We start from the raw sequence: 11,863 nt of genomic DNA, 5'->3' as shown, positions 1-11,863 counted from the left end.
CTGTGAGCGATATCGAACAACGCATCAAACAAGCAGTAGCTGAACAATTAGGTATGCGTGCTGAAGAGATCAAGAATGAAGCATCTTTCATGGATGATTTAGGTGCTGACTCTTTGGATCTGGTTGAACTTGTAATGTCTTTCGAAAATGATTTTGATATCACGATTCCAGACGAAGATTCTAATGAAATCACGACTGTTCAATCTGCAATTGATTATGTAACTAAGAAACTTGGTTAATCATATCGCATGATTAAAAGCCACCTTTTTCGGTGGCTTTTTTATATGTTCAACTTTTCATATGAATAGATGTAAAAATATCTTACAAAAAAAATAAACTATAAATATGAAAATAATTTATTTGAGTGTATAAAGTTTATGCTATTTAAAATAATTTATTAAACCATAACAACAAAAGGGAATTTTATGAATATAGCAAACCGTATTAAAGAGATCATTATTGAGCAACTTCGTGTAAATGAAGAAGATGTTTTACCAAATGCATCCTTTACAGATGATTTAGGCGCTGATTCATTGGCTGTAGTTGAGCTCATTATGGCTTTTGAGGGGGAATTTGGTACTCAAATTCCTTATGAAGAGGCTGAGAAAATTATTACCGTTCAATCTGCAATTGATTATATGACCAATATTGTGGGAGAAAATGCTTAAATTGCTTCAAGTTTTGAACGAATTGAAAGCCGCCGTAAGGTGGCTTTTATATTTAAAAAATATATAAATGTGAAAGCTTAAAATCAGTTTTACTGCATATACATATATTTACAAGACCTCGTTAAATTGAAACTCGCATGCTTTATTTTTTCTGTATAACTAATTGTAAGTCTGTTTTGACTATGCTTAATCAATAATTACAGAGGAAATAAAAAATGGGTCTTTTTGATTTTGTTAAAGGAATTGGTAAGAAAAATAATGCTCCAGCAGAGCCACAACCAGCACCAGCAACTCCAGCTGAACCTTCTGCACAAGAAGTTGCCAATAAATTATTAGGTTTGATTAAAAGTTTAGGTCTTGGTGTTGATGGTTTATCAGTAACTTATAATGGAAATACCGATACAGCCATTATTAAAGGGCGAGTCAAAAGCCAAGCAGATAAAGAAAAGATAGTTCTTGCCGTTGGTAATATTGATCATGTCGCTCAGGTGGATGATCAAATGACTGTTGAAGTTCCAGAACCTGAAAGTAAGTTTTATACAGTAAAATCAGGGGATAACTTGTCTAAGATTGCAAAAGAAGTTTATGGTGATGCAAACCAATACCCTAAAATTTTTGAAGCCAATAAACCGATGTTAAAAGATCCTGATGAAATTTTCCCTGGTCAGGTATTGCGTATTCCGCAATAATTTGTGGGTTTTAAAAAGGCGCATTCAGCGCCTTTTTTTATAACTATTCATTGAAATATATTCAATATTTCAAACATCAAAATCGTTTTGGAATCTTTTGCCCATTTGGAACTGGTGTTTCAGCATTTTTTAATACACCAAATAGCCATGTTTCAGCATGCTGAACCGCTATTTTTAGTGAATCACCTAAGGCTAAACGTCCAGCAATGAAGCTTGCCAAAGAGCAGCCTGAACCATGATATTGACCTTGTAAACGCGGGCAACGGCTTTCAGCAATCATTTTCCCATCAGCATAGAGAACATTACGGATATGGTCAGGAGTATCTTCATGTCCACCTTTAACTAAAACTGCTTTAGCACCCATTTCAAATAATTTCAGAGTAGCGAGTTCAATATCATCCACACCAGTTAAAGCTCTCAATTCAACTGTATTGGGTGTAATCACAGTCGCGAGAGGAATTAGCTCAACAAATGCCTTTACTAATGTTGCTTGATCACCTAGAGAGCCACCACTGTTTGCGACTAAAACAGGATCAAGTACATATTGATAATCATCATGTGCTCTTAAAAATTCAGCTAATGCAGCAATATTATCGGTAGTGCCCAACATGCCAGATTTTACACATTTGATCGGTAAGTCTCCAACCACAGCATTTGCTTGAGCTAACAGCAATTCTTTTGAACTTGCTTCAAAACCAAATACTTGTTGTGAGTTCTGTATTGTCAAAGCCGTACAAGCAATTGCCGCATGTGCACCGCTTTGTCCTATGGCTTCTATATCTGCTTGTAGACCAGCACCACCAGAAGGATCTAAACCTGAAAAACATAGTACGGTAGGACGCACAGCAATTTCCTTTTGTTCTCTCAATTACGCTAGTATATGTAAGTTTCGAGAAACTCTCGACTATGTTATGTAAGGCTGTAAGAGATTGAGCGAATGACGATCAGAAATATTTTAATTGATTTAGATGGGACTCTAACTGATCCCAAAGAAGGTATTCATCGTTCAATTCGTTTTGCGCTAGAGAAACTTGGTTATCCAATAGCTGATGAAGTAGATTTGGATTGGACGATTGGACCACCATTAAAAGGTTCTTTGGCGAGATTGTTAAACTCCCAAAGTGATGAGTTGGCTGAGCAAGCACTCGCAGCCTATCGTGAACGTTTTGCAGTGATCGGATTATTTGAAAATCAAGTCTATCCAAATGTTGCTGAGACACTCTACAAACTAAAACAACGAGATTATCAATTATTTTTAGCAACAGCTAAGCCAACAGTCTATGCGAAACAAATTTTGGTGCATTTCGAGTTGGATCAATATTTCACAGAAATACATGGTAGTGAGTTGACTGGTGAACGTACCAACAAAGCAGATTTAATTGCTTATATTCTTGAGCAAGAACAATTGAATGCACAGCACTGTGTAATGGTCGGTGATCGTCAATATGATATTGTTGGTGCACGTGCTCATGGAATTGATACCATTGCTGTCAGTTATGGCTATGGAACACCAGAAGAACTGGCTCAAGCGCAGCCGATCACGCAAATCAATCAGTTTAATGAGCTGATTGAATGTATCGAGCAATTAAATCAACGGCGCAAAGTATCCTAATAAAAAGCCTCGATGAATCGAGGCTTTTTTTGTATTAAAGATTATGCTTTAAACGGTATTGGACGAGTTCTTCTATGCTAATCACTGTCAAGCCATGTGTTTGCGCATACGCTAACACTTGAATACCTGATGCCATAGAACCATCTGGGTTGGTTAGCTCACATAGCACACCTGCAGGTTTTAAGCCTGCCAAACGAGCTAAATCAATTGTCCCCTCGGTATGACCTCGACGGGTTAGTACACCGCCATCACGAGCACGTAAGGGGAATACATGACCTGGACGATGAAGATCACTTGCAACAGCACCATCTTTGGTTGCAGCTAAAACCGTTGTTACACGATCTTTTGCTGATACACCTGTCGTAACGCCTTGTGCTGCCTCAATCGTGACGGTAAACGCAGTTTTGAATTGGCTAGAGTTATCTATGACCATAGGTGGGAGCTCTAAATGGTCAGCTAATTGTTCAGTCAAACATAAACACACAATACCAGAACCATCACGAATCATTTGTGCCATTGTTTCGACGGTTAATGTTTCAGCAGCAATAATAAGATCAGCTTCATTTTCCCGATCAAAATCGTCCATGACCAATACAGGTTTGCCTTGGCGAATATCATCTAAAGCTTGTTGAATACGAAGTTCAGCTGGTGAGAGTGCTGAAAAGAAAAGTTCAGGTTGAATTAAACTAGACATATGAAACGCTCGCGTAATTGGGTTACGGTTGAACATTTCAGGACTGATGCAAAATAAGCGGACACCAAAACAAACCAAAGTAAGTTTCGGTGATTTCGTCTTCTTTCATCCGGACTATACCGTCGGCTTTGGTTTCTCACCAAATCTGCTTGTATATAAAAATATACAGGCTCGTGGGCTGATTAGGTCTTTGATGAGCAAAGCCTAACTTACCACCGGTGGGGAATTTCACCCCGCCCTGAAGCGATGTGATTCGATTATATCGAGTTTCTATATTCTGAAAATAGTTTTTTATAGAATGAACCGTTCTATTTAAATCAGAAAATTAAGTAAGAAATCATTCGCATTTTTCAATAATTCTAAGTGCTAGTATTCTTTTTGAATTACGCATACACTCCAAACATATAACAATAAAAATGGAGATCAACAAAATGGATATTAAGAATAATATCGAGTTGGAAAACTTGGCTCAGCAACTTCACCGACCTATGATGAGCTTAAAAGATTTTAGTTTAGTCTCGCAGCAAAATTTGGCTTGATTGAATCAGCAATTAAAACAAACGATCGAACAAGAGAATAAAAAATTAATCAAAGTCTCTTTAAAGTTCCATTTTTTCTAAGACCTTTATTTAAAAACTATCAACGATAGGGGCTGGTCATGACAAGATTAGCTGTTGAAGCTGAAATTATAAAACTGGCGCATATTTTGGGTGTTTCACAAACACAGCTCAATTTTTTAAAACCTTTGGCTCCAGAGAGCCTACGTCAGTTTCGCTTTGGAATAATAGAACAATTACAAGATCAACAAAAAAACAGATTTCGCTCTCTTGCTGTATGGATAAATTGGTTACCAAGTTGGTTAAACGTATTTATCGTAAAACGCTTTTTATCGCCATTGATTGTTGCTCAAATTGCATCGCATCTTTCTACAGAAAATTTATATCGAATCGCTAAACATTTAACACCCAAAATGCTTGCCGATATTGCAGTTTATCTTGACCCTCGTTTAGCCAGAGAATTATTGATGTTGTTAACGACGCATCAAATAAAAGATATCGCTCGTATTTTACTTGAGCAACGTGATTTTGTGACGATGGGACGTTTTGTTGGCATGTTGGCGGACGATGTTGTTCGAGATATCGCCGAAATGATTGAAAAGGAGAGCGATTTACTCGAAATCGTCTTTTATATTGAATCAAGAGAACGTATTGATCATTTAGTGCATGTCTTGCCGAAAGAGCGGATACAAAAAACATTATTAATTATTTGTGATTCTTCTCAACGCCTCATATGGCCAAAACTCTTGGCACTTATGACGCATATTGGTTATAGTTTGAAGCAAGAGCTAGGTGATTTGGCTGTTCAGCAAGGGGAGGATGTGATTAATGCGATCATTCAAGCTACGCAGGAAGATGAGCTATGGGAAGATATGCTGCCTGTGGTCGCTTGTTTGTCGAATCACGCACAGAATTTTGTAGCCAATTTACCAGCCTTGAGACAGGTTGAAATTATTCAAAGTATCGTAGCCGCAGCAGATCAGTGTAATTTATGGACTGATATGCTTGTAGTTGTTACGTTTATGCAAGATGAAGCGAGAGAAGCTGTGGCTGAGGCAATATCTCAGATTGATGAGGAGGTCTTGCATCATATCGCTTATGCATCTTTATTAAGATCACAATGGGATGTCACTTTTGACATTATTCGCCGTATGCCAATTGCAAAGCAAAAGCTGTGTCAGAGCATTTTGAATGGCTACATGCAGCAGCTCGATGAAGAAACCTATCAATATCTAGATCATTTATTAGATCAATATGGTATTGGATTGAATTCGATCACTGAGCAGTGATAATCAGGCAGAGGGGAGTGTATCTCGGATAGGAACCAAGGTTTCTAATGCATGCTCATACCCACGTTCAACCAATTCATCAAGCCGATGCCAATCAAACATTCCAATCCCATCTATGGGCATGCGTATATGTAAATTAGCGCGTTCTATTGCTGCTGCTTGAATCATTGTGTCACTAGCAAGTGTCGCTGTACGCATTAAGATTTCTGCAAGACGTGGAGCTCTTAATAATTTATCTTTAATAATTTTATTCCAATTCAACAAGGCACTTTGATCAGGTTCATTCAATCCAATGCCTGGAACACGAATGTCATCATGTGAACTTACATTACTGGCAATAATCGCACCACGTTCCAAATTTTGCATAACATCCGTAGGTAAATTATTAATCACACCTCCATCGCATAATAAATTTTCATGCCACGCCACAGGTGGAGCAACGCCAGGAACACTCATGCTGGTTCCTACCCAAGTCGCAAGTTCACCTTGATCATGAATAACTGCTTCACCTGTAGAAAGATTTGTAGAAATACAGTAGAAGGTTTGCTTCAATTCCTCGATCCGACGATGCCCAAAAATAGCCTGCAAACATGCATGAAAGCGTTGCCCACGAATCAATGAAACTTTAGGCATGGTGTAGTCATTGAGGTAATTTCGAGCAACAAATGTTTCATATGCAATATGTTTCATTTCTACACTATCGAAGCCACAAGCGACTAAAGCAGAAATGAAGGCTCCCATGCTGGTTCCGCCAACAATATCAATTGGAATATGCAGTTGCTCTAATGCTCGTATCAACCCAATATGAGCAAAACCACGTGCGCCGCCCCCGCCTAAAACGAGCCCTAAGCCTTGGCTAGTAATTTGTCTCGCGATTGCACGGATATCTGTTTCAGACCACGGGTGAATAAAATAATGTGCTTGAGCACAATATAGTTTCTTCCATTGCAGGGTGTAAGGTGAGGGATCACCTTCAGAGCGTAATAACACCAGTTCAATTGGATTTTGCCAACCATATTGATTTAAGACATCAACTAAGGGGCTGTGAATCGGAGATTGATTTGCTTCCGCTAAAATTAAGATTCGATCTGCTTGGTGCAGACAGCGCTTTGCCCATTCATCATCAGGTCGATCTGCAGCATATAATACATAACAATGCTTTTCTTCAAGAATAGCTAGCCATTGTCTTAACTTTAGATCTTCTGAACTGTAGTCTAATTTTGTTTGACTAAATCCTTCTCCAAATAAGGCATCGACATGTGCTGCAGTCACGACTCTTATATTGGGCCAACGTTTTAAATGTTCAGTCAATTGTTCTGCAAGATGAATTGCTGGAATCTGCATTGAGATCGGGATGATTGAAAGTGTCCTGCTATGGCTCATTGCGTGAATATGCTGCAATTCAGGCTGAGAACGGGCAATGATCATTTGAGATACAGCAAATAAAACTTGAGGGTGTTTTTGTAGAAACGCAGTAAACTGCTGTTGGGGAATCTCAATAAGACAAGTATCTCGAGTTGCGATTACGCGACCATGATGAGGTTGGTTTGAAATAACACCCATTTCACCAACGATTTCATGACGACCTAGATAAGTAGATAAATTGGTTTTTGTTGTTAATTTAACTCGTCCATGAGCAATAATATAAACATGAAGCGGGAGATCATCTAAATCATAGAGTTGATGACCAGTTTGTAAATGCTTTACAGAGCAGAACTGAGCTAGATCTATTAAAGATTCAGGTTCTAATTCATGGAATAATTTTACTTTGCTGAGTGTTTTTATAATATCCATATGCTTCCATTCAATTTATCTTTATTGTCTATTTATTTAATGAATCTGAACAATATTTTGCAAGTGAGGTTCAGTAAAACCCATCAATAGTTTGACGCATTTTTGTATTTATTTGGACATATCAGAAAATATACCCATAAAAAAAGCCAGTACACGATGACTGACTTTTTTGGGAATCTTGTGTTTTGTATTAAGCAATCTGTACAGGAATGCAGTTCGCTGTATGATTTACAGTGTTGTCTGGATTTGCATACACTAAGCGTGGCTTATGAAGATCAGCTTCTACTTCAGTAAAATCACCAAATGTAGCAATAATGACTAAATCACCAACATCAGCTTGATGAGCAGCACCACCGTTCACAGAGATAATGCCTGAATCATCTTCACCGCGAATTGCGTAAGTTGTAAAGCGTTTACCGTTAGTTACGTTCCATACGTGGATTTCTTCGTATTCACGAATCCCTGCTAAGTCCATTAATACACCATCAATTGCACAAGAACCTTCGTAATGAAGTTCTGCATGTGTCACAACTGCACGGTGAATTTTACATTTTAATAAACGAGATAGCATGGCTAGCGTCTCCTGAGTAAGACCTAAGATGAATATCTTATGGTTGACTTGTCACGTTTCCGCAGGGTGTAGGCGGTTTGATGCGCATTTTGCGCTTAAAAACACAATATGGCAAGCGTGATTGTTCAACAATTCAGTTTAAGTTTAAGCGGGTTTGTAAGCATTAATTTGATTCATCGCTTGTGAAACTTGTCCATCAACAAGCATTTTCACTTTTGAAAGCGCATGATCAATTGCTGCATCCATTAAATCTTGTTCACTGCTAGGAGCTTTGCCAAGCACATGACCAGAAACACGTTCTTTGGAGCCAGGATGTCCAATTCCAATACGTAAACGATGGAAGTTAGGACCGATATGCGGAACAATATCACGAAGACCATTATGTCCACCGTGTCCGCCACCTGTTTTTAAACGAATTATGCCAGGATCCATATCCAGTTCATCATGGGCGATTAAGATCGCTTCTGGTGTGACTTGATAAAATTTGGCAAAAGGCACAACACTTTGACCTGAACGGTTCATAAATGTTGTTGGTAAGAGTAAGCGTACGTCATGACCTTCAATTTGACCACGACCAGTGAACCCATGAAACTTTGGTTCTGCTTTTAAAGAGATACCATAACGATCAGCAAGTTGTTCAACGAACCAAAAGCCTGCATTATGGCGGGTTTGGGCATATTCCTTACCAGGATTGCCCAAACCAACAATTAGCGAAATATTTGACACTAATTTACGCCTTTAACACTTATGCGCGTTTGAAGTCAGCGTGCATAGGAGTGTTTTTAGCTGGGTGACGTTGTAACGCTTGGATTTTAACGTTTTCAACTTTATCACCGATCTTGATTTCGATCACTTCTTCGAAGAATTCTTTGCTTTCTAAAGCTTTAACGATTTCACGAAGTTCTAAAGTGATTGTTACAGGCTCAGCGCTACCACCGTAGATGATTGCTGGAATTTGTGAAGCATGACGAAGGCGGCGGCTCGCACCTTTCCCTTGTAGTGCAGCTTCACGTGCTTGAGCGTTTAATACGAAGTTTGCCATGGGCATATCCTCATTGAGATTATGAAACTAAACTTGCGACCAGTTTAGTGATAGAAAAACCCTAGCTAAGCTAGGGTTTAAGAAAAAAGCTGGGCTATTATAGATAACTATCGAACATAGCGCTAATAGATTCTTCGTTGTTAATACGACGAATTGTTTCAGCAACCATGCTAGCTACAGATACTTGGCGAATTTTACCTAAGTTCAAAGCTTCATCAGAAAGAGGAATCGTGTCGGTAACAACAAGTTCATCAATAACAGAATTACGAAGGTTATCAATCGCTTTGCCAGATAAAACAGGGTGAGTTGCATAAGCAATAACACGGCGAGCACCAAATTGTTTAAGTGCATCGGCAGCTTTGCAAAGCGTACCTGCTGTATCTACCATGTCATCAACAATGACACAGTCACGATCTTTTACGTCACCAATCAAATGCATAACTTGTGATTCATTTGCTTTTTGACGACGTTTATCGATGATAGCTAAATCAATATCACCTAATTGTTTTGCAACAGCACGTGCACGAACAACACCACCAACGTCAGGTGAAACCACCATAAGGTTGTCATGTTGTTGTTGACGTAGGTCTGCCAATAACGCTGGCGTTCCGTAGATGTTGTCAACAGGAATATCAAAGAAACCTTGAATTTGGTCTGCGTGTAAGTCGATCATTACCACACGGTCGATCCCAACAGTTGTCAACATATCTGCTACAACTTTAGCCGTAATCGGTACACGTGCTGAACGTGGACGACGATCTTGGCGAGCATAGCCAAAATAAGGAATAACTGCAGTAATACGACCAGCACTTGCACGACGCAAAGCATCTGCCATTACCAAGATTTCCATAAGGTTATCATTGGTTGGTGCGCAAGTAGATTGAACGATAAAAACGTCTTTACCACGAACATTTTCAGTAATTTCAACTGAAATTTCACCATCAGAAAACTTGCTTACAGAAGCAGCACCGAGTGGAATATGTAAATGGCTTACGACTTTTTGGGCGAACTGTGGATGAGCACTTCCACTAAAAACGACAAGATTGGGCATGAAGCACCCTTGGCGGTTGGCTTATAATGAATTTGGATGGCAGGGGCGGCTGGATTCGAACCAACGGATGGCGAGATCAAAACCCGCTGCCTTACCACTTGGCGACGCCCCTAATGCGGCAGAACTTTAATCGTTTTGCATGATAATGTCAATATGATTGAACAGGTATCAATATAAAACAAGTCTGTCTAAAGATATGGCAGGGGCGGCTGGATTCGAACCAACGGATGGCGAGATCAAAACCCGCTGCCTTACCACTTGGCGACGCCCCTAAATTTGATGATATGTAATGGCAGGGGCGGCTGGATTCGAACCAACGGATGGCGAGATCAAAACCCGCTGCCTTACCACTTGGCGACGCCCCTATTACATACATCTACAGGTGAAAATTGGCAGGGGCGGCTGGATTCGAACCAACGGATGGCGAGATCAAAACCCGCTGCCTTACCACTTGGCGACGCCCCTAACGTGTAACTTTGAAATGTCTTAAAGGTGATTCTACTAAACTGTTGACCAAGTAAGCTTTACAAGGTGCGTTTTGCAAAATCTTCTTTGTATCCATTTCACTGGTTACTTCAGTAAAAACACAAGCACCTGTACCTGTAAGCTTTGCTAGACCAAATTGATCTAAATATTGCATCGCTTCTTCAACTTCAGGGTATAACTGTCGAGCCAGAGGTTCGAAGTTATTTCCAAAGCTAGAAGGTTCTAACTGATAGGCGCAAAATTTAGTGATCTTAGAGTCTCTTGTCAATGTTTTTTGTGAAAATAACAATTGAGTGCTGATAAAACAATCAGGTTTTAAAATAATGAATTGTTTTTGATCTAAGTCTATGAATGATAAATGTTCACCTATGCCTTCTGCCCATGCATTTCGACCATAAATGAAGACAGGAACATCTGCACCAAGTTGCACACCATATTCGGCCAACTGTGTTTCATTTAAGCCGCATTCCCAAAGTTGATTGAGCACAATCAGTGTGGTTGCGGCATTGGATGATCCACCACCAAGACCAGCACCCATAGGAATATTTTTCTCTATCAAAATTTTTAGTCCACACGGTTTTTTTGCATGTGGGCGTAATAATTGTGCTGCACGATAGATGAGATTTTGTTCAAGTTGAACTTCAGCAATACCTTCAATCTGTATTATTTCTTCAGACAAATTTTCAAAAGTCATCCAATCATATAGGTCAATCAATTGAAAAATCGTCTGTAATTCATGGTAACCGTTCGCTCGACGACCAGTAATATGCAGAAATAAATTTAATTTTGCAGGTGAAGGTACTCTAATCATAGATTAATTTAATCAATTATCGATTTTGAATCACCATTGTAATACGGTTTTCTTTATCTTCCGCAAGTGGTTGTTTAAGTAATAATTTATTTGGCAGCATTTGTGCGTCGTTATAACTAAAATCAACTGTCCAACCATCTTCAATGAGTTGCTTTAATCTATTATTTTCATCTTTTATGATTTGCGCATTTTGAGTCGCAGGTTTGGCTTGTACCCAATACGTCAAGTGCATAATTGGTGCTTGCCATCCTGTAGCTTTTTCAAGTAATTCTTCAGGTGTGGTCGCTGAAATAAGTCCAGTTTTTGCACTATTTAGTGTGACTTCACCAGGTTTACCTTGAATTTGTGTTTTTCCAACACCTAGGATTCCAGTTAATTCAATATCAAATTCATCTTGTTGCTGTGCCCATGTAAAGAATGCACTGCCAGATTGCTGCGGTGTGCGAACCCCAATTTTGCCTTGTAAGTTAAAATTATTTTCATCTTGAACTTGCGGTGTCACGATTGGTTTTTGGGGTTGAGTTAAGCTTTGACAACCACTAAGTAATAAAACACTTGAACTACAAATCGCAATGCATAGTTTTGACAATGAGCGCATG

The 11,863-nt window shown here is 39.1% G+C and carries 14 protein-coding genes, 4 tRNA genes, 1 pseudogene and 1 riboswitch; of the genes and pseudogenes, 6 read left to right on the top strand and 13 right to left on the bottom strand.

The genetic code is table 11. The features are described from left to right. Nucleotides 1–2: 2 nt before the first annotated feature. The 3 genes from acpP (ACSC97_RS00175) (at nt 3) to lysM (ending at nt 1,357) form a co-directional block, all read left to right on the top strand. On the top strand, nt 3–239 hold the full coding sequence (gene acpP / locus ACSC97_RS00175; protein ID WP_004655272.1) for an acyl carrier protein: 237 nt from the start codon (nt 3–5) through the stop codon (nt 237–239). Between the two features lie 186 nt (nt 240–425). Further along, entirely contained in the window at nt 426–668 is a 243-nt protein-coding gene (acpP, locus tag ACSC97_RS00170; protein WP_004682864.1) for an acyl carrier protein, read from the top strand. Between the two features lie 215 nt (nt 669–883). Beyond that, nucleotides 884–1,357 carry a peptidoglycan-binding protein LysM gene (lysM, locus tag ACSC97_RS00165; protein ID WP_436658554.1) on the top strand — a complete coding sequence of 158 codons (474 nt, stop codon included), beginning with the start codon at nt 884–886 and terminating at the stop codon, nt 1,355–1,357. A 76-nt stretch (nt 1,358–1,433) separates the two neighbouring features. On the opposite strand, the gene ACSC97_RS00160 is transcribed toward lysM, so the two are convergent. Further along, the gene (locus ACSC97_RS00160; RefSeq protein ID WP_436658552.1) at nt 1,434–2,201 is read right to left on the bottom strand and encodes a hydroxymethylpyrimidine/phosphomethylpyrimidine kinase; all 768 of its coding nucleotides are present in this window, start codon (nt 2,199–2,201) and stop codon (nt 1,434–1,436) included. 93 nt (nt 2,202–2,294) lie between these two features. Here ACSC97_RS00160 and ACSC97_RS00155 point away from each other — a divergent pair, with 93 nt between their 5' ends. Then, nucleotides 2,295–2,969, top strand: coding sequence for an HAD-IA family hydrolase (locus ACSC97_RS00155; RefSeq protein WP_243484239.1), 675 nt, complete (start codon nt 2,295–2,297; stop codon nt 2,967–2,969). 34 nt (nt 2,970–3,003) lie between these two features. Here the strand turns inward: ACSC97_RS00155 and ribB are convergent, their stop codons facing one another. Beyond that, nucleotides 3,004–3,663 (bottom strand): 3,4-dihydroxy-2-butanone-4-phosphate synthase, encoded by a 660-nt coding sequence (gene ribB, locus ACSC97_RS00150; protein ID WP_004914014.1) that lies wholly within the window; start codon nt 3,661–3,663, stop codon nt 3,004–3,006. Between the two features lie 93 nt (nt 3,664–3,756). Next, nucleotides 3,757–3,912, bottom strand: a riboswitch (FMN riboswitch). 182 nt (nt 3,913–4,094) lie between these two features. On the opposite strand from ribB, the pseudogene ACSC97_RS00145 reads away from it, so the two are divergent. Together ACSC97_RS00145 and ACSC97_RS00140 are read left to right on the top strand one after the other, a co-directional pair. Beyond that, nucleotides 4,095–4,312: pseudogene (locus ACSC97_RS00145) on the top strand (hypothetical protein). Nucleotides 4,313–4,321: 9 nt separating this feature from the next. Continuing rightward, on the top strand, nt 4,322–5,509 hold the full coding sequence (locus ACSC97_RS00140) for a hypothetical protein (RefSeq protein ID WP_436658549.1): 1,188 nt from the start codon (nt 4,322–4,324) through the stop codon (nt 5,507–5,509). 3 nt (nt 5,510–5,512) lie between these two features. Here the strand turns inward: ACSC97_RS00140 and ACSC97_RS00135 are convergent, their stop codons facing one another. From ACSC97_RS00135 to lolB, 11 genes are all read right to left on the bottom strand, one after another. Continuing rightward, nucleotides 5,513–7,303 (bottom strand): patatin-like phospholipase family protein, encoded by a 1,791-nt coding sequence (locus tag ACSC97_RS00135; protein WP_436658547.1) that lies wholly within the window; start codon nt 7,301–7,303, stop codon nt 5,513–5,515. 190 nt (nt 7,304–7,493) lie between these two features. Continuing rightward, nucleotides 7,494–7,874: an aspartate 1-decarboxylase gene (panD, locus tag ACSC97_RS00130; RefSeq protein WP_004914001.1), complete on the bottom strand. Its 381-nt coding sequence runs from the start codon at nt 7,872–7,874 to the stop codon at nt 7,494–7,496. 144 nt (nt 7,875–8,018) lie between these two features. After that, nucleotides 8,019–8,600, bottom strand: coding sequence for an aminoacyl-tRNA hydrolase (gene pth / locus ACSC97_RS00125; RefSeq protein WP_004913999.1), 582 nt, complete (start codon nt 8,598–8,600; stop codon nt 8,019–8,021). A 19-nt stretch (nt 8,601–8,619) separates the two neighbouring features. Then, on the bottom strand, nt 8,620–8,916 hold the full coding sequence (gene rplY / locus ACSC97_RS00120) for a 50S ribosomal protein L25 (protein ID WP_126132506.1): 297 nt from the start codon (nt 8,914–8,916) through the stop codon (nt 8,620–8,622). Nucleotides 8,917–9,013: 97 nt separating this feature from the next. Beyond that, nucleotides 9,014–9,967: a ribose-phosphate pyrophosphokinase gene (locus ACSC97_RS00115; protein WP_004913997.1), complete on the bottom strand. Its 954-nt coding sequence runs from the start codon at nt 9,965–9,967 to the stop codon at nt 9,014–9,016. 37 nt (nt 9,968–10,004) lie between these two features. Then, nucleotides 10,005–10,079: transfer RNA gene (locus ACSC97_RS00110), tRNA-Gln, on the bottom strand. Between the two features lie 85 nt (nt 10,080–10,164). Then, a tRNA-Gln gene (locus ACSC97_RS00105) sits at nt 10,165–10,239 on the bottom strand. Between the two features lie 18 nt (nt 10,240–10,257). Further along, nucleotides 10,258–10,332, bottom strand: a tRNA-Gln gene (locus ACSC97_RS00100). Nucleotides 10,333–10,357: 25 nt separating this feature from the next. After that, nucleotides 10,358–10,432, bottom strand: a tRNA-Gln gene (locus ACSC97_RS00095). Beyond that, nucleotides 10,431–11,264, bottom strand: coding sequence for a 4-(cytidine 5'-diphospho)-2-C-methyl-D-erythritol kinase (gene ispE, locus ACSC97_RS00090; protein ID WP_436658543.1), 834 nt, complete (start codon nt 11,262–11,264; stop codon nt 10,431–10,433). Before ispE ends, ACSC97_RS00095 begins: the two co-directional genes overlap by 2 nt. 16 nt (nt 11,265–11,280) lie before the next feature. Further along, the gene (gene lolB, locus ACSC97_RS00085; RefSeq protein WP_004952638.1) at nt 11,281–11,862 is read right to left on the bottom strand and encodes a lipoprotein insertase outer membrane protein LolB; all 582 of its coding nucleotides are present in this window, start codon (nt 11,860–11,862) and stop codon (nt 11,281–11,283) included. Between the last annotated feature and the right edge of the window lies 1 nt (nt 11,863).

It is taken from the genome of Acinetobacter sp. P1(2025), from assembly GCF_051390655.1.
Classification (GTDB): Bacteria; Pseudomonadota; Gammaproteobacteria; order Pseudomonadales; family Moraxellaceae; genus Acinetobacter; species Acinetobacter junii.
Note: the sequence above shows the minus strand (reverse complement) of the source record. Positions and strands in the feature narration are given on the sequence as shown.

Bases quoted from the DNA above. Each gene is read 5' to 3' on its own strand.
- acpP (WP_004682864.1), top strand. From the start codon at position 426: ATGAATATAGCAAACCGTATTAAAGAGATCATTATTGAGCAACTTCGT.
- lysM (WP_436658554.1), top strand. From the start codon at position 884: ATGGGTCTTTTTGATTTTGTTAAAGGAATTGGTAAGAAAAATAATGCT.
- ACSC97_RS00155 (WP_243484239.1), top strand. From the start codon at position 2,295: ATGACGATCAGAAATATTTTAATTGATTTAGATGGGACTCTAACTGAT.
- ribB (WP_004914014.1), bottom strand. From the start codon at position 3,663: ATGTCTAGTTTAATTCAACCTGAACTTTTCTTTTCAGCACTCTCACCA.
- ACSC97_RS00140 (WP_436658549.1), top strand. From the start codon at position 4,322: ATGACAAGATTAGCTGTTGAAGCTGAAATTATAAAACTGGCGCATATT.
- ACSC97_RS00135 (WP_436658547.1), bottom strand. From the start codon at position 7,303: ATGGATATTATAAAAACACTCAGCAAAGTAAAATTATTCCATGAATTA.
- panD (WP_004914001.1), bottom strand. From the start codon at position 7,874: ATGCTATCTCGTTTATTAAAATGTAAAATTCACCGTGCAGTTGTGACA.
- rplY (WP_126132506.1), bottom strand. From the start codon at position 8,916: ATGGCAAACTTCGTATTAAACGCTCAAGCACGTGAAGCTGCACTACAA.
- ACSC97_RS00115 (WP_004913997.1), bottom strand. From the start codon at position 9,967: ATGCCCAATCTTGTCGTTTTTAGTGGAAGTGCTCATCCACAGTTCGCC.
- ispE (WP_436658543.1), bottom strand. From the start codon at position 11,264: ATGATTAGAGTACCTTCACCTGCAAAATTAAATTTATTTCTGCATATT.
- lolB (WP_004952638.1), bottom strand. From the start codon at position 11,862: ATGCGCTCATTGTCAAAACTATGCATTGCGATTTGTAGTTCAAGTGTT.